Below are 26,770 nucleotides of genomic sequence, written 5' to 3' on the forward strand. Positions count from 1 at the left end.
ATTAAATCATTCTAATAACTCAATTGTAATTGGTAATTTAGCCGGATATAATTTTTTTATGATAAAATCAGCACTAACAAATATAGGTCAGTACTTCATCATGCTGAAAGAAATATTCAGTAAAATGACCAAATGGAAGGTAATGAAGGAGTTAATCTTCAAAGAAATAGATGACTTAATCATTGGATCATTAGGTATTGTCTGTTTCCTTTCATTCTTCGTGGGAGGTGTAGTTGCTATACAAACAGCATTAAACCTTACAAACCCATTAATCCCAAAATACTTAATTGGATTTGCTACTAGACAATCTGTAGTACTTGAGTTTGCTCCAACTTTTATCTCTATTATTATGGCAGGTAAAATGGGGTCATTTATTACCTCTAGTATTGGTACTATGAGAGTAACTGAACAAATAGACGCACTAGAAGTAATGGGAGTTAGCTCACTAAACTATTTAGTATTTCCAAAGCTAGTTGCAGTAATGTTATATCCATTCGTTATAGGAATCAGCATGTTCTTAGGTATTTTAGGCGGATGGTTTGGTGGTGTAATGGGGAACTTTGTAACTTCCGAACAGTTTATCATCGGACTACAAGATACATTCATTCCATTCCATATTACTTACGCTTTTATTAAGACTTTTATATTCGGATTATTATTAGCCACTATTCCTTCTTATTTTGGATATTACATGAAAGGTGGAGCACTAGAAGTAGGTAAAGCAAGTACAACAGCCTTTGTATGGACAAGTGTAGCTATTATCCTAACGAACTATATATTAACTTCCCTTTTACTAACCAATTAATCATGATCGAAGTAAAAAATATTGAAAAATCCTTTGAAGGTTCTCAAGTGTTGAAAGGAATAACAACCACCTTCGAAAAAGGTAAAACAAATCTAATTATCGGTCAAAGTGGATCAGGGAAAACTGTACTTCTAAAGACATTATTAGGTATTCATCAAAGTGACAAAGGTTCAATATCTTTCGATGGTAGAATCTATTCAGAACTTTCGCGTAAAGAAAAGCGTACACTTAGAACAGAAATCGGAATGGTATTCCAAGGAAGTGCTCTCTTTGATTCTATGAGTGTAGAAGAGAATATTGCTTTTCCTTTACGCATGTTTACTAATAAAAGTGAAGCTGAGATCATGTCTCGTGTAAATGAAGTTATAAACCGCGTGAACCTTATTAATGCTAATAAAAAGCGACCTGCTGAGATTTCAGGAGGTATGCAAAAAAGGGTTGCTATTGCTCGTGCTATTGTAAACAATCCTAAATACTTGTTTTGTGATGAGCCTAACTCAGGTCTTGACCCTAAAACAGCTATCGTAATTGACAACCTAATTCAGGAAATCACCCACGAATACGATATTACAACAGTAATTAATACGCACGATATGAACTCTGTTTTGGAAATTGGAGAACATATTGTATTCTTAAAAAACGGGGTATTAGCTTGGTCAGGAAACAACAAAGAAATCATTCAAACAGATAATGAAGATGTCGTTGACTTCGTCTACTCTTCTGAACTATTTAAAATGGTTAGGGAAGCTGTCAGACAAATTGGAAACGAAAGAAAATAACAAAAAAGAGAGGTAATATACCTCTCTTTTTTGTACTACTTTTTAATATTACTCTCTATGTATTGACTTACAGTCTTAATATCTTGTTCTTTACGCTTAGGATATATTAGTAAAACATCTTCTTTATCTACTATAATATAATCATTAAGTCCATCAACAACGACCAACTTATCCCCATCAGTACGAACTATATTATTCGCAGCATTATTAAAATAAGTATTTGCATTAACAACCGCGTTCTCTGAAGCATCTTTTGGTAACTTATCATATAAAGATCCCCAAGTACCTAAATCATTCCAATCAAATGTAGCGGGTAATACGTACACATTACTTGCTTTTTCCATTACTGCGTAATCAATCGATATATTCTCTGCTAATGGATAGTTCTCTTCTATAAATGCACGCTCTTTATCTGTATTATATAAATCATATCCTTTGTCAAACAATTCTATCATTGCTGGTTGATATGCCGAAAATGCATCTATAATAGCGCTTACACTCCACACAAATATACCTGCATTCCAAAGGAAATGACGACTTTGAATGAACTTACGTGCTGTGACATAATCAGGCTTCTCTCTAAATTGCACTACTTTCTTTATAGGTCTTGAATCTAACTTATTAAACTCGATATAACCATATCCTGTATTAGGAAAAGTAGGTAAAATACCTAACGTCATTAACACTTTATCGCGTTCACAAACGTCAAAAGTACGCTGCAGATTACTTACAAATTGTACCTCGTCTTCTATCCAGTGATCACTAGGAGCTACCACCATTACTGCATCTGGATTTATCTTCTTTATCTTCATAGCTGCATACAAAATACACGGTGCTGTATTTCGCATAGCTGGCTCTAGTATGATATTCTGCTCTGCTACTGAAGGTAACTGCTCCTTTACTATATCACGATAATTCTCGTGCGTAAGGATTAAAATATTCTCCTTAGGTATCAATTGAGACAAACGCTTAAACGTCTTTTGTATTAAGGTATCTCCTGTACCTAACATATCGTGAAACTGCTTTGGAAAATCAGGTGTACTCACTGGCCAAAAACGCGACCCTACTCCACCTGCCATAACCACAGCATAATAATTCGAACTCATATAGTATATTAACTTTTTAAAACATAATGACTTAATAACTCTACCTCTGCATTTGCCTTAAAGGTATATAGTAATCCAGTCGAAACTTCCTCGCATTCAAAACGCTTTACTCTCAAAGGTCCACGTTTAAACACTTTGCCATTTCTTACTTTAAAATGACTTCCCAAAGGAACCTCATAAACATAGCAATTATTCAAACTTTTTTCTCGTTTATCATACAGCTGCATCGCTATAGACAGACGCTCATCAGTATCACTACTCGCCGTAGGATTCTTAAAGTGCTTTGCTAAAAGAGGCAATAACTGATTGGGAAATATTTCTGGGCGAATAAATGGCACCATTAACAAGCGAAAAGTTGACTTCCATTCTACCCCATGAGGCTTAATGCGTCCACCATACTTCTGATAAGCAACTAAATGAGCTATTTCATGAATGAGAGTCATCAAAAAACGATAAGGGTTCAGATTCGAATTAATCGTAATCAAATGCTTTCCATCAAATCGACGCGTATAATCTCCATGTCTTGTAAATCGTTCATTGACAATCTTCAAGTGGATCTCATACGCCTTAATCAATTCAAAAACTGGCTCTACAGCATGCTCTGGTAAATATGGTCTTAACTTTTCAATCAAATCGATGCTCTTTTAAGGTGTTGTACTAGATGCTTGTAGTACTTTCCCATTAAAATATTTATTACCGTGAAGTGCAAAATCACTAATGTAATCAGCCATTTCATCTGGCATTAAAGGTGCTTGATACCCTGGGAATGCTTCTTCTAGCATTTCAGTCTGTACAGCTCCCAAAGCAATCACATTAAACGATATTCCTCTTTCCTTGTATTCTTCTGCTAATAGCTCACTCAAGATACTAACAGCTCCTTTACTAGAACTATAAGCCGCTAAACCTCCAAATTTCATTGCTCCTTGTACTCCTCCCATACTACTAATAGTGATCACATGACTATTCACAGGCATAAATGGAATACAGGCTTGTATCAAACGTACAACACCGAACACATTCACTTGATACACTTCTAAGAAGTCCTCTTGTGTTAAATCTTCAAAGGGTTTATTAATCAAACGACCTGCGTTATTCACTAAAATATCTACACGACTATCCCACTTATCTTTGATAAACGTCTTTACAGTAGCTAGATCATTCTCAGTCGTAATATCTACAGACAGACAAGTCACATTGTCTAATGATGACAATTCTTCTGATACTTTTCTAGAAAGGGCTAATACATTATGTCCTAATACCGCACACTTTTTCACCACTTCTAAACCGATACCTCTACTAGTACCAGTTACTATAATATTCTTCATTTTTCTTAATTCATTCTTATCTCTCCTTCAGGAGCATTAACTACTTTTTTCACTACTGGTAATACACGCGTCGTAAAATCTGTCATAAACTCATAGTCCATCTGATCTGCTTCATCTTTTACATGGTGATAGTACTCATAGTTCTCAAAATCAAAAGAACTAAACGTCTGTGCTGGTATTGAAAACACTTCATAGAACGGATAATTATCTGAACGCTTAAATAAATTATACTCTACTGCTTTCTCTAGTCTACCTACAAGAGATGATTTAGCATATTCATTAATTTTCCCTGCTAATGTCGAATGATCAAATCCAGTCAAATAAGCAGCATAATCTCGATTCATCTTAAGTCCAAGCATTTCGAAATTCAACATACTGACTACATTTACCTGCTCATCTTTCATTCGATTAGCTAAGTGCTTTGCACCTACTAGTCCTATCTCTTCTGCTGTAAAAAAAGCAATGATAACACTTCGTTTATTCTCTTTGGCCAAAGCGATATGACGTGAAAGTTCTAATAGAATAGCCGTACCCGAAGCATTGTCATTTGCTCCATTTGCAACCTTATCTTCACCTTCTTTGGCCAAACCGATATGATCGTAATGAGCTCCTAATACCACGTATTCCTTAGCCAATTCAGCATCTGTTCCTTCAATTACACCTACTACATTCCAGCTATCATCAATTGTCGCCAAAGTATCGTTATAACTACTAAAGAAAGGCTTTACTCCATAATCTTTTAGTTTATCTGAAAGGTATTTCGCTGCTAGACGGTTACCTTCAGTACTTGTATTTCTACCTTCTAACTCATCACTAGCTAAATAGTAAACACTTTCCTTTATATTCTCTTGACTAACTTTTTCAGTTGACTGACTTAGACGTGAAGAACCACATCCAACAAATACTATTGCACAAGCAAGTATACTTAATATTCTCATTACTTTTTACTTTGACTCAAAAATACAAAAAACCTTGTTCATACAACTAATAATAACTATGTATAAATCTAAGTTTAATGAAAAAGTCCTGCTTTTAAATTAAAAGCAGGACTTTAAAATATGATTTTAAATCAAGGATTATGCAAGCATAGTCACTGGATTCTCAATATAATTTCTCAATGTCTGTAAGAATTGTGCTCCAGTAGCACCATCCACAGTTCTATGATCACAAGCTAATGTAACTGTCATAGTATTACCTACAACGATCTGACCATTTTTAACTACTGGTTTTTCAACAATAGCACCAACTGACAAGATAGCCGAGTTTGGTTGGTTGATAATCGATGTAAATGATTGAATACCGAACATTCCTAAATTAGAAACTGTAAATGTACTTCCTTCCATCTCTGCTGGAGTAAGTTTTTTAGTTTTAGCCTTAACAGCTAATTCTTTTACTTTTCCACCGATATGTGTTAAAGACATCTGATCAGTAAAAGGCAATACAGGCACAACTAATCCATCTTCTACAGCAACAGCAACACCAATATTAATATGGTTGTTATAAAGTGTCGCATTCTCTGTCCATTGTGTATTTACTTGTGGGTGCTTACGCAATGCCATAGCACATGCTTTTACAACCATATCATTAAACGATACTTTCGTATCAGGTAATGCATTAATTACTTGACGAGATGCCATCGCATTATCCATGTCGATTTCAATTGTCAAATAGTAGTGAGGTGCAGTAAATTTAGATTCACCTAAGCGACGAGCAATCGTTTTACGCATTTGTGAATTTTTCACTTCATCAACACTTACTTCACCTGCAGGAATAAAAGGTTTTACCTCTTTTGCCGCTGGTGTAGCTGGTGCTTCTACAGCTGGTGCTGTTGCTACCTTAGCAGCAGGAACGAAGTTCTCAATGTCGCGTTTGATGATACGTCCATTCTCTCCGCTACCTTTCACCTCTGTTAAGTTAATTCCTTTTTCCTCAGCGATTTTTTTAGCCAATGGAGAAACAAAGATTCTTCCATTTGCAGTTGCATTTGTTACTACAGCCTCTACAGCAGTAGTCTCAGTTTTCACATCTTCTGTAGAAACTTCAGCAGCAGAAGCATTAGTATTCCCACCGTTTTTTACAGATTCTACAACAGCATTCACATCTGTGCCTTCTGGTCCTAAAATAGCTAATACGCTATCGACTGGAGCAGATTCTCCTTCTTGAATACCAACATATAATAAAGTTCCCGACTCAAATGCCTCAAACTCCATCGTAGCTTTATCCGTTTCAATTTCTGCTAAAATATCTCCTTCTTCTACTTTATCACCAACTTTTTTGATCCAAGTAGCCACAGTACCATCAGTCATCGTATCACTTAGACGAGGCATTGTGATCACCTTTACATTCGCAGGTAATGCAGCAGGCGCTGAAACAGGTTTAGCTTCTGCTTCACTGGGAGTAGATGCTTCCTCTTTTGTTGGAGCCTCAGCAGATCCTCCTCCGTTTAACAAAGCAGAAATATCTTCTCCTTCGTTTCCTATAATAGCTAACAATGAATCAACTGGTGCTGATTCACCTTCTTGTAACCCAATATATAACAACGTACCTGAATGAAATGATTCAAACTCCATAGTTGCTTTATCAGTTTCAATCTCAGCTAGGATATCTCCTTCTGAAATCTTGTCTCCTACTTTTTTTAACCAAGCTGCAACAACACCTTCAGTCATAGTGTCGCTCAAGCGAGGCATTGTAATTACTTCTGCCATATTAATCTATTATAATCTATGAGGGATAAATGGATAATCTTCTTGATCGTAAACTACGTCATACATTACGCTTTTTTCTGGGAACGGAGATTCCTCAGCGAATTGTTCACATTCAGACACAAGATCCTTCACGCGTTTATCGATTACTTCAATTTCCTCTTCTGTAGCATAACCATTTGCTTTGATTATATCCAATACTTGAGTAATCGGGTCAATTTTCTTATATTCTTCTACCTCATCTTTCGTACGGTAGTGTTGAGCATCAGACATTGAGTGCCCTCTATAACGATAAGTTTTGATCTCTAACAAAGTAGGTCCATCACCACGACGAGCTCTTTCGATAGCCTCATACATTGCCTCTGCTACTTTTACCGGATTCATTCCATCAACTGGTCCACAAGGCATTTCATACCCTAAACCTAGTTTCCAAATATCTGTATGGTTTGCTGTACGCTCTACTGAAGTACCCATTGCATACCCATTATTCTCAATACAAAATACTACTGGTAACTTCCAGTTCATAGCCATATTGAATGTTTCATGCAGCGATCCTTGACGTGCAGCTCCATCACCAAAGTAACACATAGTCACTGCTTGACGGTCAAAATATTTATCTGCAAAAGCCAAACCAGCTCCTAATGGAATTTGTCCTCCTACGATACCATGTCCTCCATAGAAATTGTGCTCTTTAGAAAAAATGTGCATAGATCCTCCCAAACCTTGAGAAGTACCTGTTGCTTTCCCTAATAATTCAGCCATAACTCTACGCGGGTCAACACCTAAACCAATCGGTTGAGCGTGATTTCTGTATGCCGTAATCATTTTGTCTTTTGACCTATCCATTGCATGTAAAGCTCCAGCTAAAACAGCCTCTTGCCCATTATATAAATGTAAGAATCCTCTTACTTTTTGTTGGATATATAAGGCAGCAAGTTTGTCTTCAAACTTTCTCCAAAGTAGCATGTCTTCATACCACTTTAGATAAACTTCTTTTGTAATTTCTTTCATATGACTTTACTTTTCATCTGCGGCGTGACCGCTTAAAATACAGACTTTTTCAATATTCCACAATACTGTGATGAAGCAAAAGTAGCACATCTACTTTACATAGGAAAATTTATTTTATCTATTTTAAAAACCTAAACACTTCAATTATAAATTTTATGACTTTATTTAACCTTTTTTACAGTATCTATTATCTTTTAGCAACATTCATGACTATATCGATACTTTTTTCTAATTGCTCTATACCTATATATTCTTATTTATTGACTACTCAATAGAAGAGATACATTACGATATAAGATACAAAGAATAGCATATTTATTCTATTCTCCAATTATCACACTTTTTCATTTTAGTATTCATCAAAATTCAATTCAGTCTTCCATATAGCGACCTCTTTAGAGTTAACAATCTATTGGATTACTATTCCCTTATCAGAACGCTATACTAATTTACTACAGATGTAAATTTATCGACATTTTCTCCATCATAAGGATTTACTTATGAGTTTATCGGGATATGATAGGGACTTTTTACTACAAAATATCCCGACCATCTCCTGATCATATCCCGACCATACAAAACAAAAAACTACCAATACCAATGAAAATAACAAACACTCTTCCTTAGCGACTTCCCTACTTTTTAATATTTAAAAGTCTAAAAGACGAATTTTATTCTACCATAGGTTAGGTATTTCTCGAAAGTAATGTCAAAATGCCTAAACTCTGACCAACACTCACATACACTACATTTAAAATCAATACATTAAAATAAAAAATTACATCTCTAAAGTAATAAATCCAAGAAATAAAAAGTGAATTTAAAAGAAAAACCCAAGAGAAAAATATCTCTTGGGTTTCAAAACCACAACCAAACTTCAGTGTATAGAACAATCCGAATACACTTCGCTATTATCGTTTCTAAACAGACAATGGTTCAACCTAAAGTCAATTTAGTATATTATTTAATGTACAATCAAGTACATCTCACTTCAACATCTAAAACCAATAGACTAAGAATAAGTAATCTAATCGATCAAGAAATTTTAATTTTGCCACCACATCTTAACATTGATGTCATCTCCTCCCATTTCTCCAACTATTTTTTCATACTCTGTTCTGTTTTGTGTACGAATTGATAGTGGAAATGGAAAACGACTAGGCATCACTCCATTATTCAACATTGATTGTGTCTTTGGCAACTCTGGAAGTCCTGTACGTTTATATTCAAACCACTGTTGGTAATCTGTCATATAAAGCGCATAATACTTCTGTAGCATAACCTTCTCTAAAGACCCATCAAACGCAACTTCTGCCTTGTCAAAATAATTAGCAGGCACCTCAATTTCAAATTGAGTTATCGCAGATTTCACCGCTTCTTTATAGTTCTTTTCAGCATCAGGAAGATAACCCTTCACTCCCAATTCTGCTTTAATAAACAATAATTCAGCATAAGTTAGAATAGGTGCTTTCGTAGGATTCTTAGCCATTTCATTGTTTAACCCCGAAGCTTCATAGTCAAACTGAGAATCAGGACCGTCCCAAGCACTTGGTATACCTTTGTATCCGATATAAACTTTCTTTTTGTTTTCAATTCGATACGCTTCAGTAGCGTATATTGGCAAACGAGGATCTTCAAAAGCAACTAAATGATCGATAAAGAATGATGCCATTTTCTTACTTAAAGTAAAATCTTGAATTCTACTCCATGGCGAAACATTAGGTGTTATCCCAGTAATATCTAAAACAACGGACTCTTCATTACTCTCAATCACAGGATATTTTACTGGATCATTTAGCATAGCTACCATCTTATCATAAGCGCCCACCTCTGCACGATTCGAGGCTCTAAGCAATAAACGTAAATGAAGTGAATTAGTAAACTTTTGCCAACGCTTCCAATAAGCCCCTCCATCAGTAAATAAGATGTCAGGATTAAATTTTAAAGCTTTACCTGTATCATACAGCGAATTTGCACGCTCTAAATCATCAAAAAAACTAGCATAAATATCTTCCTGATTATCAAACTTAGGAAGTAACTTTCCACTATCTCCTTGAGAAGCATCAAAATAAGGTATAGGTCCAAATAAATCAGTCAAATTAGCAGCCATCCATACTCGAAGTGTAATAGCGATAGCCTCATAGTTTGCGTCAGCCACCTTGATAGCTTCTTTCTCCATATCTCTTGCATTCTTAATCCAACGATAATAAGCATTCCAAGATGAAGAACCTATATCGTCAGAAAAATCATAACGTTGAATACCATCAACACTGCTTGGAAAAGCAACATTAGCTTGCATAAATTGGTTATTATGAGACCAACTTCTATATAGCCCATGACTTGCCGCCTCATAGATAATAGGGTTAAGCAAAGTAGAAGGATATATTTTTTGCAATCGATTAGGATCCGTGTTTGTCTCTTCAAAGTTAGCAGTACAACTCGCGATAGATAATACCCCAACAACTGCTACTAATATCTTTTTGTAATTCATCACTAAGTAAATTAAAGTTCAAGTTTTAAGTTAAATCCATAGGTAGCAGGCGAAGGCATCTGTCCCATTTCTACACCAGGCACCATACTACTTCCATTAAGGGCTGCGGTTTCAGGATCGAAGATTGGAAAATCACTAATCATCGCTAAATTTCTACCAAATACAGATAAACTCAATTTTTTTAACCTCAGTTTATCCAATACTTTTTTAGAGAAATTGTACTCTAAACTCACTTCGCGTAATTTGATATAAGAAGCATCAAACGTATTAGACTCTAGATTTGCACGTCTATAATATTCTTTATAATACGTAGCTGGATCAACTTTTGTCTCATTAGGAGAGTAGGTACCATCGTTGTTTAACACGACACCATCTCCTACAATATACCCCTCTTCACGACCGTGAAGGGTATGTTTAAGCTTTCCTTGTTCACTCATTTTATGATGTGATTGAGAATAAACATTACCACCATATTGTCCATCTAGTGTAAAACTAAAAGTAACATTCTTATATTTTAAGGTATTAGTCCACCCCATAGTCCAATCAGCATAAGCACTACCGATGTATTCGATAGCGTCAGGACGCTCAGGAAGCCCTTTACTATTGTAGATTATTTGACCTTGTTCATTACGAACAAATTTATATCCATACAAATCACCTGTACTACCACCTACTTTAGCAATTATTGAGGCATTACCTGCTTGAGCCAAAACTTGCTCATCACCACCTTCATATCCATCAGCCAGACTTAGAATTTCATTTTTATTCTTTGCCCAGTTTACCGTAGTATTCCATCTGAAATTATCTGTTTTTACAGGAGTAGCACTAACTACTAACTCAATACCCTTATTTTGAATATCACCCATATTCAAAACTTTTCGGCTATATCCAGTCGCGTAGTTTAAAGGTACCGTTAAGATTTGGTCCTTTGTTTTTGTTTGATACAAGGTCACATCAAATGAAAGACGATTTTTAAACATTTTATGTTCATAACCTATCTCAAAACTACGCGTGCGTTCAGGTTTTAGATTGTCATTGTGCAAGGTTGTCGGTGATGTAGCCGAACTAGCGAATGCACTATTACTATAGTATAATAAGGTCTGGTATGGCTTCGTTCCATTTCCTACTTCAGCATAAGACACTCTCAATTTAGAATAATCAATAACTGCTGGAAGATTGAAAATATCATTAAGTATAAAACTTGTATTAACTGAAGGATACATGAACGACCAGTTTCCTTTTTGAAGTGTACTAGACCAGTCATTTCTCAAAGTTGCATCTACGAAAACCTTGTTATTAAACCCTACAGAAGCCATTCCGTATAACGAATTTACCTTCATATTTAAATCCTTCACACGTGTATCAGGGATATTCATACCGTTAGACAACATGTAAACACCTGGAGTAACCAGTCCAGTCACAGATGCTGACACATCGTGATACTTAGAGTCCATCATATTTCCCCCTACAGATGCACCGTAAGTAAAAATATCAGAATCATCGTTGTTATACGATAATAAGAAATCTGTATTTATTTCTTGGAAGTTAATTTGTTGTGTGCGAAAATAACCTTGACCAAATTTGCTTGTATTATATGGTCTACGTTGTTCACGTTTATCATTTCTACTATTCAAAGCTGCACGAACCATCAATTGCAACTTCGGTGCTAATTCAATATCAGCTGATAGACTACCTTTAATGGTATTAGCATTGATAGGGTTAGTGGTCTCGTAGGCAATCAAATAAGGATTCTCTATATAAGAACTAAAAGGATGTATCTGTTCTATTTGATCATACCCTTTCTTCCAAATTGGACGATACCAATCTAAATCAACGTTTGGATTTTGGAAAATCATAAAGTATCCTATAGTATGGTTACCATAACCAGTACCTGGTAAATTGTCACTCTTACGATTAGAATAACTAACATTAGCATTAATAGTAATATCTTTAGATACAGCGTATTTAGCTTTAGTAGAAATAGTCGTACGATCTACACCTGTGTTAGGCATAATCCACTCATTCTTAGAGTGCGTAATAGTAGAGCGAATATCTCCCTTATCATTACCTCCAAAGAAACCTAATGTATTAGTTGTCGTAATACCCGTTCTCCAAAAGTCCTTAATATTATTTTTATAAGGTCTCCAAAGCGTTCTTTCTTCACCTTGACCTTCGGTTAAAGGATCATATTGATAAAAATATTGTCCATCGAATTTTGGTCCAAAAGCACTACTTGTACTTCCAGTATTCCCACCATCATCAGATAATCCATAAGAGTAGTAAGCATTACCCTCTTTATCAAAACTCTTTCCAGTACCTTGACCATATTCATACTGATAATCCGGCCAACGCTGTATAACATCAAAACTTACATTTGAATTAAATGTTACACCTAATCCCTTTTGTTTCTTCCCAGACTTAGTAGTAACCATTAATACACCATTCGAAGCTCTAGAACCATATAAAGCAGCAGCACCAGGTCCTTTTAAAACAGTGATAGATTCAATATCGTCTGGATTCAAATCTGCTAATCCATTACCGTAATCAACAGGAGCATCATTACTGATATATGAACTATCAGCTCCACTTCCCCAAAGATCATTATTAAGTATCACTCCATCAACAACAACTAAAGCACCATTAGAAGATAAATCAAGAGAACGATCCCCTCTTAGTTTTATCTGAGTAGAGTTCATAGGCCCTGAGCTTGAAGAAAGCATAGACATACCCGCAACTTTTCCCTTCAATGCATCAGACCAACTATTTGATCGCGCACGTTCTAGGTCATCACTTTTGATGGTTTGTTGAGAATACCCTAACTTTTTCTCTGCTCTTTTAATACCCAGTGCAGTCACAACAACTTCATTCAACATATTTGAAGTTGAATTTAACTGAATACGTACAAACTCCCCACGCTTAAGAGTTACCTTCTTGGTATCAAATCCAATAAAGGAAATTTGAAATTCACTAGTCAATTCATCTGATGTAGAAGCCAATATAAACTTTCCATCTAAATCAGTACTTAGAGCTTTGCCATCACTTAAACGAATAACAGTAGCACCAGGAAGCGAAATACCAGATTCGTCAACTATTTGTCCACTAAAATTTGATGATTGGTCAATCGAGCGATTAGAAGTTTGCTCAGATCTCTCTATAGACGTACGCTCTTCAGCTGATACTTGCTGTGTAGTTAACACACTCAGCGTACTTAGAAAAATAAAGAATGCCAGACCGTTTCTTCTATTTCTTTTCATTTGGATTATAATTGTGTTGCTTAATAAAGAATTAAGGCAATTTTCATTACCTACTCGCAAATAACACTAATAAAAACCTGAAAATTCAAGAAACGAGATTAAGTATACATTAACCTACTTAAACAAATAATTAACACTCACTAAACAAACCCGCCAAAAAATAACAGAATAAAGAACACCAGACAAGCGAATAACCTAAATAACAATCACTTAAATAAAACAAGAAGACATTAAAACGAGATTAACAATGAAGTAACATAGCAGTGAATCTTCAGATCTGTTTAGTTATCGTTAAGGAAAAAAAAAAAAAAACACGACGCAAACCTTTTAATTATCCTATCAAATTAGCAAGTAAAACAAAAAAGTCCCTACTGCAATGCAGTAGGGACTTTTATATAAGTACTATACAAGTTAAGCCTTTCCTTTAGGTCCAAAGCCAACTGAACTAGGATCAAAAGCACCGTCAGTCTCTTTAATCTCACCATGTAAAGCCTCAAAACGATTTAGGTTTTCGAGCAGTGCATTAGCTAATTTCTTAGCGTGGTGCGGAGTAAGAATAACACGCGACTTAACTTTAGCTTTAGGCATACCTGGCATAACTTTTACAAAATCAACAACAAACTCAGTATCAGAGTGATTGATAATTGCTAAGTTACTAAAAACACCCTCAGCGGTTACTTCATCTAATTCAATATTAAACTTTTGATCTTCAGTCATAATCTAAACTTTATATTTCATTACTATTTATATAATTCCATCTTCCTCTAATGAGCTAACAACGATATCATCATAGTCTCTCATACCAGTACCCGCAGGAATTCTGTGACCAACAATAACATTCTCTTTCAATCCTGTTAATGTATCCACTTTACCTGCAACAGCAGCTTCGTTTAACACTTTCGTAGTTTCCTGGAAAGATGCTGCAGAAATAAACGATTTCGTTTGTAGTGAAGCTCTTGTAATACCTTGAAGAATTGGTGTACCTGTAGCCGGCATCACATCACGTGCTACCACAAGGTTTTTATCTTCACGGCGTAACAATGAGTTTTCATCACGTAAATCTCTCATCGTAATAATCTGACCTTCTTTCAAATTCTCAGAATCTCCAGCATCTTCAACAACTTTCATTGCAAATAATCTATCGTTTTCTTCGATAAAGTCACTTGCATGAACTAATTGATCCTCTAAAAATACTGTATCACCTGCATCTTGAATTCTTACTTTACGCATCATTTGACGTATTACTACCTCAAAGTGCTTATCACTAATTTTCACTCCTTGAAGACGATACACTTCTTGAATCTCATTAACTAGATATTGTTGAACAGCAGAAGGCCCTTGAATTCTCAAGATATCTTCAGGGGTAATGGCTCCATCAGATAACGGCATACCAGCTTTCACAAAGTCGTTCTCTTGAACAAGGATTTGGTTAGATAATTTCACTAGATATTTTCTAACATCACCTGTTTTAGATTCAACAACGATCTCGCGATTACCACGTTTAATCTTACCAAATGACACAACACCATCAATTTCAGAAACTACAGCAGGGTTTGAAGGATTACGAGCTTCTAACAACTCAGTAATTCTAGGAAGACCTCCCGTAATATCCCCAGCTTTAGATGAGTGACGAGGGATCTTAACTAAAACTTTACCAGCTTTAATTTTTTCACCATCGTTAACCATTAAGTGAGAACCTACTGGTAAGTTGTATGAACGTATTAATTCACCATCTTTACCATAAATTAATAAAGTAGGAATTAACTTTTTATTTCTTGACTCAGTAATAACTTTTTCTTGGAATCCTGTTTGCTCATCAATCTCAACCATGAACGTTTGTCCTTGTTCAATGTCTTCATAAGCAATTTTACCAGTAAACTCAGAAACAATTACACCATTGTAAGGATCCCATTTACAGATAGTAGTCTCTTCTTCAATTACATCACCATCTTGCACATAAATAGTAGCACCATAAGGGATATTATTTGTCGTCAATAAAATACCTGTATTTACATCAAATAATTTAGCTTCAGTAGAACGAGAGATAACAATATCTATAACATTACCTTCATTATCCTCACCCTTTACAGTTTTTAAGTCTTCCATTTCTAGACGACCTTTAAACTTAGCTTTAATACTAGACGTTTCAGAGATATTACCCGCAGTACCCCCAACGTGGAAGGTTCTCAATGTTAACTGTGTACCAGGTTCTCCAATTGATTGAGCTGCAACAACTCCAACTGCTTCACCTTTCTGAACCATCTTAGCAGTTGCTAAATTACGTCCGTAACATTTAGAACAAATACCAGTCTTAGCCTCACAAGTCAGAGGAGAACGAACCTCTAATGACTCAATTGGCGCAGCATTGATAGCTTTAGCGATTGCCTCAGTAATTTCTTCACCTGCAGCAACGATAACTTCTGAATTTAATGGATTAATTACGTCATTTAAAGATACACGACCTAAAACTCTTTCTCCTAATGATTCGATAACCTCTTCATTTTTCTTAAGTGCTTTAACATCGATACCTCTTAATGTACCACAATCAACGCTATTAACGATAACATCTTGTGCGACATCGTGTAGACGACGAGTTAGATAACCAGCATCGGCAGTTTTAAGAGCCGTATCGGCAAGACCTTTACGAGCACCGTGAGTTGAAATAAAATACTCCAAAATCGAAAGACCTTCTTTAAAGTTCGAAAGAATTGGGTTTTCAATAATCTCACCACCACCTGCAGTTGATTTCTTAGGTTTAGCCATCAAACCACGCATACCAGTTAACTGACGAATCTGCTCCTTAGAACCACGGGCTCCAGAGTCAAGCATCATGTACACAGAGTTGAATCCTTGTTTATCCTCACGGATATTTTTCATAGCTAACTCAGTTAACATTGCATTTGTTGATGTCCAAACATCAATTACCTGATTATAACGTTCGTTATTCGTGATAAGTCCCATGTTATAGTTCATAGTAATATGATCTACTTGTTGGTTAGCATCATCGATTAACTCTTGTTTACGACCTGGAATCATGATATCTCCTAAACTGAAAGAAAGACCACCACGGAATGCATAACCGTATCCCATACTCTTAATATCATCTAAGAATGCAGCTGTAGTAGGTACATCAGTAATACTTAAAATACCACCAATAATATCTCTAAGCGACTTCTTAGTTAATACCTCATTAATATATCCAGCTACTTCAGGAACTACTTCGTTAAATAAAATTCTACCAGCCGTAGTTTCTATAATTTGATATACTAATTCTCCTTCAGCATTATAATCTTTAGCACGAACTTTCACTCCCGCATTCAGGTCAAGTTTACCTTCATTGATTGCAATGTGTACCTCTTCAACTGAATAAAAAGTAAGTCCTTCACCTTTTACAATCTCATCTTCTGTTGACTTACGCAACTTAGTCATATAGTAAAGACCAAGTACCATATCTTGAGAAGGTACTGTAATTGGCGCCCCATTTGCAGGGTTTAAGATATTGTGAGAGGCAAGCATTAACAATTGAGACTCTAAAATAGCTTCAGGTCCTAATGGTAAATGCACAGCCATCTGGTCACCATCGAAATCGGCGTTAAATGCCGTACACACTAATGGGTGTAATTGAATCGCTTTACCTTCGATTAACTTAGGTTGAAACGCTTGAATACCCAATCTGTGTAACGTAGGGGCACGGTTCAATAGAACAGGGTGTCCTTTGATTACGTTTTCTAAGATATCCCAAACAACAGGCTCTTTTTTATCTATAATTTTCTTAGCAGATTTAACTGTCTTAACAATACCTCTTTCGATTAATTTACGAATCACAAATGGCTTGTATAGCTCAGCTGCCATATCTTTTGGCAATCCACATTCATATAATTTTAACTCTGGTCCTACAACAATTACAGAACGAGCAGAATAGTCAACACGCTTACCTAATAAGTTTTGACGGAAACGTCCTTGTTTACCTTTCAATGAATCTGAAAGAGATTTCAATGGACGATTTGATTCTGTCTTAACAGCAGATGATTTTCTTGTATTATCGAATAACGAGTCAACAGCCTCTTGTAACATACGCTTTTCATTACGTAAAATAACTTCTGGAGCTTTAATCTCCATAAGGCGTTTAAGACGGTTATTACGGATAATAACTCTTCTATATAAGTCATTTAAATCAGAAGTAGCAAAACGACCTCCATCTAATGGAACTAATGGACGTAATTCTGGTGGAATAACAGGTATAACCTTTAAAATCATCCACTCTGGCTTATTCTCACGGTTTAAATTTGACTCTCTAAAAGATTCTACTACTTGCAAACGTTTTAAAGCTTCCGTTTTTCTTTGCTTAGATGTTTCATTATTAGCAGCATGACGTAATGTATAAGATAACTCATTTAAGTCAGTAGTTGCTAATAAATCCATAATACACTCTGCCCCCATTTTAGCGACAAATTTATTAGGATCCTTATCATCTAAGAATTGATTCTCCATTGGAAGAGTATCACAGATATTTAGGTACTCTTCTTCAGTTAAGAAATCTAAACGTTTGATTGGTTCACCTTCAGCATCCTTAGCAATACCAGGTTGGATTACTACGTAACGCTCATAATAGATTATCATATCTAATTTCTTAGATGGTAATCCTAAGATATAACCAATTTTATTTGGAAGAGAACGGAAGTACCAAATATGAGCAATCGGCACAACTAAATTGATGTGTCCAACTCTATCTCTACGTACTTTTTTCTCAGTAACTTCAACCCCACAACGGTCACATACGATCCCTTTGTATCGGATTCTTTTATACTTACCACAAGCACACTCATAATCTTTTACCGGACCGAATATACGCTCACAGAAAAGACCATCTCTCTCAGGTTTATGAGTACGATAGTTAATTGTTTCTGGTTTTAAAACCTCTCCTCTTGATTCAGCAAGAATCGATTCTGGTGAAGCTAAACCGATTGAGATTTTATTAAACCTTTTAACGGTATTTTTCTCTTTATTTTTATTCATGGTAAACTTACTTGTTAAAGTGTATGATATAAAGAGTAAGCAGCAAAACTGCTTACTCTATTACCTTAGTTTAATCTTCTAATCTGATGTCTAATCCAAGCCCTTTTAATTCATGCATTAATACATTGAATGATTCAGGCAATCCTGGTTCTGGCATAGTTTCTCCTTTAACGATAGCTTCGTAAGTTTTCGCTCTACCAATAACGTCATCTGATTTCACCGTCAAAATCTCACGTAATGTACTAGATGCACCATATGCTTCTAATGCCCATACCTCCATCTCTCCAAAACGTTGACCTCCAAATTGTGCTTTACCACCTAAAGGCTGTTGAGTAATCAACGAGTAAGGTCCAATAGAACGTGCGTGCATTTTATCATCTACCATGTGTCCTAATTTCAACATATAGATAACACCCACTGTCGCTCTCTGGTGGAATCTTTCTCCTGTACCTCCATCATATAGGTAAGTGTGTCCAAATCTTGGAATTCCAGCTTCATCTGTTAACTCATTTATTTGATCCAATTCAGCACCATCAAAAATTGGAGTAGCATATTTCTTACCTAATTTAAGACCTGCCCATCCTAGTACTGTTTCATAAATCTGACCAATATTCATACGAGAAGGTACCCCAAGTGGGTTCAATACGATATCAACTGGTGTACCGTCTTCTAAGAATGGCATATCCTCATCTCTAACTATTCTTGCCACAATACCTTTGTTACCGTGACGTCCTGCCATCTTATCCCCAACACGAAGTTTTCTTTTCTTAGCAATATATACTTTAGCTAATTTAAGAATACCTGATGGTAACTCATCTCCTACAGTTATCATGAATTTCTCCCTTCTAAGAACTCCTTGAAGATCATTTAACTTAATCTTATAGTTGTGAATCAAGTCAGTGATCATAGCATTAGCATCATCATCAGTTGTCCATTGACCTTTTGTTAGATGAGCAAAGTCCTCTACTGCATAAAGCATTTTTTGAGTAAACTTCTTACCTTTTGGCAAGATCTCTTCACCTAAGTCATTTAAAACTCCTTGAGAGGTTTTTCCATTAACAATGAAGAAAAGCTTTTCAACCAAACGTTCTTTTAAGTCGTTAAACTTAACCTCAAATTTAGTTTCTAATAAAGCTAATTCATCCTTATCCTTAGAACGTTTACGTTTATCCTTAACGGCGCGAGCAAAAAGTTTCTTATCCAATACAACTCCTCTTAATGAAGGAGAAGCTTTTAGAGAAGCATCTTTTACATCTCCTGCTTTATCACCAAAGATAGCGCGTAGTAATTTTTCTTCAGGTGTTGGATCAGATTCTCCTTTAGGCGTTATCTTACCTATTAAGATATCACCAGGTTTTACCTCCGCTCCAATACGAATCATACCATTCTCATCTAAATCTTTTGTTGCCTCTTCACTAACGTTAGGAATATCATTAGTTAACTCTTCGTTACCTAACTTTGTATCTCTAACTTCTAACGTATAGTCATCAATATGAATAGATGTAAAGATATCTTCACGCACTACTTTCTCAGAAATCACAATCGCATCCTCGAAGTTATAACCTTTCCACGGCATAAATGCCACTTGCAAGTTACGACCTAAAGCCAATTCACCAGTTTGCGTAGCATAACCATCACATAATACTTGTCCCTTAGTTACCCTATCCCCTTTTCTAACGATAGGTTTCAAGTTAATACAAGTACTTTGGTTAGTTTTTCTAAACTTAATTAAATTATAAGCTTTCTCATCTGGATCAAAGCTAATTAAGCGCTCATCATCCGTACGATCATACTTAATAATAATCTTTTGAGCATCTACGTACTCAACTACTCCCTCTCCTTCTGCATTAATTAATACACGAGAATCAGAAGCAACTTGTCTTTCTAATCCAGTACCTACGATTGGAGATTCTGGACGTAATAATGGAACAGCTTGACGCATCATGTTAGATCCCATCAACGCACGGTTCGCATCATCGTGCTCTAAGAAAGGAATCAAAGAAGCAGAAATAGAAGCGATCTGATTAGGCGCAACATCCGTATAATGGATATCTTTTGGCTCTACCACAGGGAAATCCCCTTCTTCTTTTACTACAACTCTTTCATCTGTCATTCTTCCTTCTGCATCGATAGCAACGTTTGCTTGAGCAATTAACATTCCTTCTTCCTCTTCAGCACTTAAATATACAGGCTCACTATTAATATCAACTTTCCCATCAACAACAGGTCGATAAGGCGTTTCAATGAATCCCATATTATTAACTTTAGCATATACTGCCAAAGAAGAGATCAATCCAATATTTGGTCCCTCTGGTGTCTCAATAGGACATAAACGTCCATAGTGAGTATAGTGAACGTCACGAACCTCGAAACCTGCTCTCTCTCTAGATAAACCTCCAGGTCCTAAAGCTGATAAACGACGTTTGTGTGTAATCTCCGCTAATGGATTCGTTTGATCCATAAACTGAGATAACTGGTTTGTTCCAAAAAATGAATTAATAACTGACGATAAAGTCTTAGCATTGATTAAGTCAATCGGAGTAAACACCTCGTTATCACGCACATTCATACGCTCACGAATTGTTCTAGCCATACGAGCTAAACCAACACCAAACTGAGCCGATAACTGCTCACCTACAGTTCTAACACGACGGTTAGATAAGTGATCAATATCATCAATCTCAGCTTTTGAATTAATTAATTCAATCAAATATTTAACAATCGTGATTATATCCTCTTTTGTTAATACTTGTTTATCTATAGGTGTATCAAGATTAAGTTTTTTGTTCATTCTGTAACGACCAACCTCACCTAGATTGTAACGTTGATCTGAGAAGAACAACTTGTCAATAATACCACGTGCAGTCTCTTCATCAGGCGGTTCAGCATTACGCAGCTGACGATAGATATGCTCTACTGCCTCTTTTTCAGAGTTCGTAGGGTCTTTTTGTAACGTATTATGTATAATGGCATAATCTGCCTGATTATTGTCCTCTTTATGTATAAGGATAGTTTTAACGTTAGCCTCAATGATTTCTTCGACATTATCTTTATCTAGGACTGTATCACGGTCTAAGATAATCTCATTTCTCTCAATTGAAACAACTTCTCCAGTATCCTCATCTACGAAGTCTTCATGCCATGTATTTAAAACACGTGCAGCAAGTCTTCGGCCGATGTATTTTTTTAAACCTGTTTTTGATACTTTCACTTCTTCTGCTAAATCGAAGATCTCAAGGATATCCTTATCTCTTTCGAATCCGATTGCGCGGAATAAAGTGGTCACAGGTAACTTTTTCTTTCTATCGATATAAGCATACATCACGCTATTAATATCAGTAGCAAACTCAATCCATGATCCTTTAAAAGGAATAACTCTCGCCGAATAAAGTTTCGTTCCATTTGCGTGGAAAGACTGTCCAAAGAAAACACCAGGTGAACGGTGTAACTGAGACACAACAACTCTCTCTGCTCCATTGATTACGAAAGTACCACTTGGAGTCATATACGGTATTGTTCCTAAATAAACATCTTGAACGATAGTTTCAAAATCTTCGTGTTCAGGGTCAGTACAGTACAGCTTCAAACGGGCTTTTAGCGGAACGCTATATGTCAATCCTCTATCGATACATTCTTCAATCGAGTAACGCGGAGGATCCACAAAATAATCAAGGAACTCCAACACGAACTGGTTTCTAGTATCAGTAATCGGGAAGTTCTCCATGAAGGTATTATACAAACCTTCTTTGCCTCTTTCCTCTGATTTCGTTTCTAATTGAAAGAAATCCTTGAAAGACTTAACCTGAATATCCAAAAAGTCTGGGTATGCTGGTATATTCTTCGTAGAAGCAAAATTTAATCTTTCAGTCTGATTAGTGATCATCAATGGACAAAAAATTTTGATTAGAATTTGAATAAAAACGTACAAATCGCTTTATACGCAAAATGGTTTAGGCCTAAGGGTATGCTCCCAAGGCCTAAACCTAATATGATTTAGAAGATAAGCTTATTTAAGCTCAACTACAGCTCCTGCTTCTTCTAATGATTTTTTAAGACCTTCAGCCTCATCTTTAGAAACTCCTTCTTTGATGTTAGCTGGAGTAGAATCTACGATATCTTTAGCTTCTTTTAATCCTAAACCTGTTAATTCTTTAACAGCTTTAACTACTGCTAATTTAGAAGCTCCTGCTTCTTTCAATACAACTGTGAATTCAGTTTGCTCTTCAGCAGCACCACCTTCAGCACCACCAGCAACAACTACTGCTGCAGCAGCTGGTTCGATTCCGTACTCATCTTTTAATATAGTTGCTAATTCGTTAACTTCTTTAACTGTTAAGTTAACTAATTGTTCTGCGAATTGTTTCAAATCTGCCATTTTTCTATCTTTTAATGATTTGTAAAAATATAATTTATTAATGTGCGTTCTTAATGTGAACAATGAAAGACGTTAAATCAGTAATAATATATTACTCTTCGTCTTTGTTTTGGTTTTGTAGAGCTGAAATAACTCTTTGAGCTGGAGATTGTAGTAATCCAATGATTTCTGCAATAACCTCTTCTTTAGATTTAATAGCTACTAATGTATCTAATAAGTTATCTCCTACATATACCTCTTCATTGATATAAGCTCCTTTTAAAACTGGTTTCTCAGCTTTTTTACGGAAATCTTTGATAACTTTAGCTGGAGCATTAGCTACTTCAGCGAACATAACTGCACTATTACCTTTTAAAGTAGATGGAAGCTCTTCATAGTTCTTATCAGATGCCTCCATTGCTTTTTCAAGCAATGTATTTTTTACAACTTCTAATTTAATCCCAGCTTTATTACAAGCTCTTCTTAATCCTGAAGTAACATCTGCATTTAATCCCGAAATATCAGCGATATAAACAATATTGTTCTCAGCTAATTTAGCTTTTAAATCTTCTATCGCTACTGCTTTTTGTTCTCTAGTCATACGTGTAATTTTTATTTACCAATTATACTGCTTTAGGATCTAAAGCAATAGCAGGGCTCATAGTACTAGATATATGAATAGACTTGATATAAGTACCCTTAGCTGCAGTTGGTTTTAATTTGATTAATGTTTGAATTAATTCAGCTGCGTTGTCTGCGATTTTCTCAGCATCAAAAGACGCTTTTCCGATAGCCGCGTGAACAATTCCAGTTTTATCAACTTTAAAATCGATTTTACCAGCTTTAACTTCTTGAACTGCTTTCGCAACATCCATAGTAACTGTACCAGTCTTAGGGTTTGGCATTAATCCTCTTGGCCCTAAAATACGTCCTAAAGGTCCTAATTTACCCATAACAGCAGGCATAGTGATGATTACATCAACGTCTGTCCAACCATCTTTAATTTTTTGTAAATACTCGTCAAGTCCTACATAGTCAGCTCCAGCTGCAGTTGCTTCAGCTTCTTTATCTGGAGTTACTAATGCTAAAACTCTTACGTCTTTACCAGTTCCATGAGGTAAAGTTACAACTCCACGAACCATTTGGTTAGCTTTACGAGGATCTACACCTAAACGCACAGCGATATCTACAGATTCGTCAAATTTTGCAGATGCAACATCTTTAATCAATGCAGATGCATCTTTTAAAGAATATAATCTGTTCTTCTCGATCTTAGCAGCTGCTTCTTTTTGCTTTTTCGTTAATTTTGCCATTTCTTCTTTCTTTTACAATTAAAAAGGAGCATTTCCTGTTACTGATATACCCATAGATCTTGCAGTACCAGCTATCATACTCATAGCTGCTTCAACTGTAAATGCATTTAAGTCAGGCATTTTATCTTCTGCAATAGCACGAACTTGTTCCCAAGTTACGCTAGCTACTTTTTTTCTATTTGGCTCTCCAGATCCAGATTTCACTTTCGCAGCCTCTAATAATTGAACAGCAGCAGGTGGCGTTTTAACAACAAAATCAAAAGATTTGTCTTTATACACAGTAATTTGTACTGGTAAAACTTTGCCGGCTTTATCTTGTGTTCTAGCATTAAATTGCTTACAGAACTCCATGATATTAACTCCAGCAGCCCCCAAAGCAGGTCCAACCGGTGGCGAAGGATTCGCAGCACCTCCCTTAACTTGTAGTTTAACTACTTTACTAATTTCTTTTGCCATTTTTCAAAAATTTAGCACATCTCATTTGGAAGCAAGATGCGTTTGTATGTAACATTATAATTTTTCAACTTGTGTAAAAGTCAACTCTAATGGCGTTTTTCTTCCAAAGATTTTTACCATCACTTCCAGCTTGCGCTTCTCAGCATTAATCTTCTCAACAACTCCATCAAATCCATTAAACGGACCATCAATTACTTTTACATTTTCTCCTTCTTCGAAAGGTATCACACCCATATCAACTTTCACTGATAATTCGTCAACTCTTCCTAAGATGCGGTTTACTTCAGCTTCTCTAATTGGCAAAGGCTCACCACCTTTTTTCTCACTTAAAAACCCTATTACACTTGGTATAGATTTTATCACGTGAGGTAATTCTCCTGTCAAACTTGCTTCCAGATATACATACCCAGCAAAATAAACACGCTCTGTTGTTTTCTTTTTCCCATCTTTAGTAACCGTAACTACTTTTTCGGTAGGCACTAAGACTTGAGATAGATAATCAGAAAGTCCTAAACGAGCAATCTCAGTTTCGATATAATTCTTAACTTTTAATTCATGTCCGCTGACTGTACTGATTACATACCATTTTTTTACGCTTGTATCAGCCATACTATTTCTCCTTATGCTTTAGCCCATTTATAGAATATCCCTAACAAATCTGCAAAAACAGTGTCCACACCCCAAGTTGCCAATGAAAACAACACTGTAAAAATAGCTACAATGATAGTATATCGTTGAACATCTGACCATGGAGACCATGTCACATTTGTTTTAAGCTCTGTAAAAGACTCTGATATGTAATTAATAACTTTCATGATAAATCTTTTTTGCACGGGTGGAGGGATTCGAACCCCCATCAACGGTTTTGGAGACCGCTATTCTACCCTTGAACTACACCCGTTTGTTAATAAAAGTCAGTGGCCTTAACCACTGACTTTCTAATTTTATATTTCCTAAATAAATTAGTCAATAATTTCAGTTACCTGACCAGCTCCTACTGTTCTACCTCCTTCACGGATAGCAAAACGTAAACCTACTGATAAAGCGATTGGGCTTAACAACTCAACAGTGATAGTTAAGTTATCTCCAGGCATAACCATCTCAGTTCCTTCTGGTAAAGAAATAGTACCAGTTACGTCAGTTGTACGAACGTAGAACTGTGGACGATAGTTGTTATGGAATGGAGTGTGACGTCCACCTTCTTCTTTTTTCAAGATATAAACCTCAGCTTTAAATTTAGCGTGTGGCTTAACTGAACCTGGCTTACAAATAACCATACCACGACGGATATCAGTTTTGTCAATACCTCTCAATAATAAACCTACGTTATCTCCAGCTTCTCCACGGTCTAAGATTTTACGGAACATCTCAACTCCTGTAATAGTAGAAGTTAATTTATCAGCTCCCATACCGATGATTTCAACAGCATCTCCTGTATTAGCAACTCCAGTTTCGATACGCCCTGTAGCAACAGTTCCACGTCCTGTAATTGTAAATACATCTTCAACTGGCATTAAGAATGGTTTCTCGTTGTCACGTACTGGCTCTTCAATCCAGTTATCAACTTCATCCATTAATTGCAATAATTTATCAACCCACTCTTGCTCACCGTTTAAAGCTCCTAAAGCAGACCCAGCAACTACTGGTCCATTGTCTCCATCATAGTCGTAGAAAGATAATAAATCTCTTACTTCCATTTCAACTAGCTCTAATAACTCAGCATCGTCAACTAAGTCAACTTTGTTTAAGAAAACAACAATTCTTGGAATACCTACCTGACGTCCTAAAAGGATGTGCTCACGAGTTTGTGGCATTGGTCCATCAGTAGCAGCAACTACTAAGATAGCTCCGTCCATCTGTGCAGCACCTGTAACCATGTTTTTCACGTAATCCGCGTGACCTGGACAGTCAACGTGTGCATAGTGACGGTTTTTAGTTTGATACTCTACGTGAGAAGTGTTAATTGTAATACCACGCTCTTTTTCTTCTGGAGCGTTATCAATTGAATCAAATGAACGCAACTCAGAGAAACCAGCGTCAGCTAATACTTTAGTAATAGCAGCTGTAGTAGTAGTTTTACCGTGGTCAACGTGTCCGATAGTACCGATGTTTAAATGGGGCTTCGAACGATCAAAAGTTTCCTTTGCCATGATTTAAT

20 protein-coding genes and 1 tRNA gene are annotated in these 26,770 nt (G+C 36.0%); 2 read left to right on the forward strand and 19 right to left on the reverse strand.

The window, feature by feature from the left end; genetic code table 11:
- Positions 1-58 precede the first annotated feature (58 nt).
- A complete protein-coding gene (locus GJV77_RS02435) occupies positions 59-805 on the forward strand; it encodes an MlaE family ABC transporter permease (protein ID WP_155034769.1) in 747 nt (248 codons plus the stop codon).
- A gap of 2 nt (positions 806-807) precedes the next feature.
- Positions 808-1,584: an ABC transporter ATP-binding protein gene (locus GJV77_RS02440; RefSeq protein ID WP_155034770.1), complete on the forward strand. Its 777-nt coding sequence runs from the start codon at positions 808-810 to the stop codon at positions 1,582-1,584.
- A 35-nt stretch (positions 1,585-1,619) separates the two neighbouring features.
- On the opposite strand, the gene GJV77_RS02445 is transcribed toward GJV77_RS02440, so the two are convergent.
- From GJV77_RS02445 to tuf, 19 genes are all read right to left on the reverse strand, one after another.
- On the reverse strand, positions 1,620-2,690 hold the full coding sequence (locus tag GJV77_RS02445; protein WP_155034771.1) for a mannose-1-phosphate guanylyltransferase: 1,071 nt from the start codon (positions 2,688-2,690) through the stop codon (positions 1,620-1,622).
- An 8-nt stretch (positions 2,691-2,698) separates the two neighbouring features.
- Positions 2,699-3,322 carry a SprT-like domain-containing protein gene (locus GJV77_RS02450; protein ID WP_155034772.1) on the reverse strand — a complete coding sequence of 208 codons (624 nt, stop codon included), beginning with the start codon at positions 3,320-3,322 and terminating at the stop codon, positions 2,699-2,701.
- A 12-nt stretch (positions 3,323-3,334) separates the two neighbouring features.
- The gene (locus tag GJV77_RS02455; protein WP_155034773.1) at positions 3,335-4,015 is read right to left on the reverse strand and encodes an SDR family NAD(P)-dependent oxidoreductase; all 681 of its coding nucleotides are present in this window, start codon (positions 4,013-4,015) and stop codon (positions 3,335-3,337) included.
- A 5-nt stretch (positions 4,016-4,020) separates the two neighbouring features.
- On the reverse strand, positions 4,021-4,953 hold the full coding sequence (locus GJV77_RS02460) for a M28 family metallopeptidase (RefSeq protein ID WP_155034774.1): 933 nt from the start codon (positions 4,951-4,953) through the stop codon (positions 4,021-4,023).
- Between the two features lie 138 nt (positions 4,954-5,091).
- The gene (locus GJV77_RS02465; protein ID WP_155034775.1) at positions 5,092-6,720 is read right to left on the reverse strand and encodes a pyruvate dehydrogenase complex dihydrolipoamide acetyltransferase; all 1,629 of its coding nucleotides are present in this window, start codon (positions 6,718-6,720) and stop codon (positions 5,092-5,094) included.
- 9 nt (positions 6,721-6,729) lie between these two features.
- Positions 6,730-7,728 (reverse strand): pyruvate dehydrogenase (acetyl-transferring) E1 component subunit alpha, encoded by a 999-nt coding sequence (gene pdhA, locus GJV77_RS02470; protein ID WP_155034776.1) that lies wholly within the window; start codon positions 7,726-7,728, stop codon positions 6,730-6,732.
- Positions 7,729-8,773: 1,045 nt separating this feature from the next.
- The gene (locus GJV77_RS02475; protein WP_155034777.1) at positions 8,774-10,219 is read right to left on the reverse strand and encodes a SusD/RagB family nutrient-binding outer membrane lipoprotein; all 1,446 of its coding nucleotides are present in this window, start codon (positions 10,217-10,219) and stop codon (positions 8,774-8,776) included.
- A gap of 11 nt (positions 10,220-10,230) precedes the next feature.
- Complete coding sequence (locus GJV77_RS02480) at positions 10,231-13,473, reverse strand: SusC/RagA family TonB-linked outer membrane protein (RefSeq protein WP_155034778.1); 3,243 nt, start codon at positions 13,471-13,473, stop codon at positions 10,231-10,233.
- Between the two features lie 411 nt (positions 13,474-13,884).
- Positions 13,885-14,190 carry a DUF3467 domain-containing protein gene (locus GJV77_RS02485; protein ID WP_155034779.1) on the reverse strand — a complete coding sequence of 102 codons (306 nt, stop codon included), beginning with the start codon at positions 14,188-14,190 and terminating at the stop codon, positions 13,885-13,887.
- A 27-nt stretch (positions 14,191-14,217) separates the two neighbouring features.
- The gene (rpoC, locus tag GJV77_RS02490; RefSeq protein WP_155034780.1) at positions 14,218-18,489 is read right to left on the reverse strand and encodes a DNA-directed RNA polymerase subunit beta'; all 4,272 of its coding nucleotides are present in this window, start codon (positions 18,487-18,489) and stop codon (positions 14,218-14,220) included.
- Positions 18,490-18,559: 70 nt separating this feature from the next.
- The gene (gene rpoB, locus GJV77_RS02495; protein ID WP_155034812.1) at positions 18,560-22,372 is read right to left on the reverse strand and encodes a DNA-directed RNA polymerase subunit beta; all 3,813 of its coding nucleotides are present in this window, start codon (positions 22,370-22,372) and stop codon (positions 18,560-18,562) included.
- A 123-nt stretch (positions 22,373-22,495) separates the two neighbouring features.
- Complete coding sequence (gene rplL, locus GJV77_RS02500) at positions 22,496-22,864, reverse strand: 50S ribosomal protein L7/L12 (protein WP_090405223.1); 369 nt, start codon at positions 22,862-22,864, stop codon at positions 22,496-22,498.
- A gap of 91 nt (positions 22,865-22,955) precedes the next feature.
- Positions 22,956-23,444 carry a 50S ribosomal protein L10 gene (rplJ, locus tag GJV77_RS02505; RefSeq protein WP_155034781.1) on the reverse strand — a complete coding sequence of 163 codons (489 nt, stop codon included), beginning with the start codon at positions 23,442-23,444 and terminating at the stop codon, positions 22,956-22,958.
- Positions 23,445-23,466: 22 nt separating this feature from the next.
- On the reverse strand, positions 23,467-24,156 hold the full coding sequence (gene rplA, locus GJV77_RS02510; RefSeq protein ID WP_155034782.1) for a 50S ribosomal protein L1: 690 nt from the start codon (positions 24,154-24,156) through the stop codon (positions 23,467-23,469).
- An 18-nt stretch (positions 24,157-24,174) separates the two neighbouring features.
- A complete protein-coding gene (gene rplK / locus GJV77_RS02515; RefSeq protein WP_155034783.1) occupies positions 24,175-24,612 on the reverse strand; it encodes a 50S ribosomal protein L11 in 438 nt (145 codons plus the stop codon).
- A gap of 54 nt (positions 24,613-24,666) precedes the next feature.
- The gene (gene nusG, locus GJV77_RS02520; RefSeq protein ID WP_155034784.1) at positions 24,667-25,221 is read right to left on the reverse strand and encodes a transcription termination/antitermination protein NusG; all 555 of its coding nucleotides are present in this window, start codon (positions 25,219-25,221) and stop codon (positions 24,667-24,669) included.
- Between the two features lie 11 nt (positions 25,222-25,232).
- Positions 25,233-25,430: a preprotein translocase subunit SecE gene (secE, locus tag GJV77_RS02525; protein WP_162521551.1), complete on the reverse strand. Its 198-nt coding sequence runs from the start codon at positions 25,428-25,430 to the stop codon at positions 25,233-25,235.
- 12 nt (positions 25,431-25,442) lie between these two features.
- A tRNA-Trp gene (locus GJV77_RS02530) sits at positions 25,443-25,513 on the reverse strand.
- Positions 25,514-25,574: 61 nt separating this feature from the next.
- Positions 25,575-26,762: an elongation factor Tu gene (gene tuf / locus GJV77_RS02535; RefSeq protein WP_155034786.1), complete on the reverse strand. Its 1,188-nt coding sequence runs from the start codon at positions 26,760-26,762 to the stop codon at positions 25,575-25,577.
- Positions 26,763-26,770 lie beyond the last annotated feature (8 nt).

This window comes from Myroides pelagicus, assembly GCF_009711055.1.
Lineage (GTDB): Bacteria > Bacteroidota > Bacteroidia > Flavobacteriales > Flavobacteriaceae > Flavobacterium > Flavobacterium pelagicum.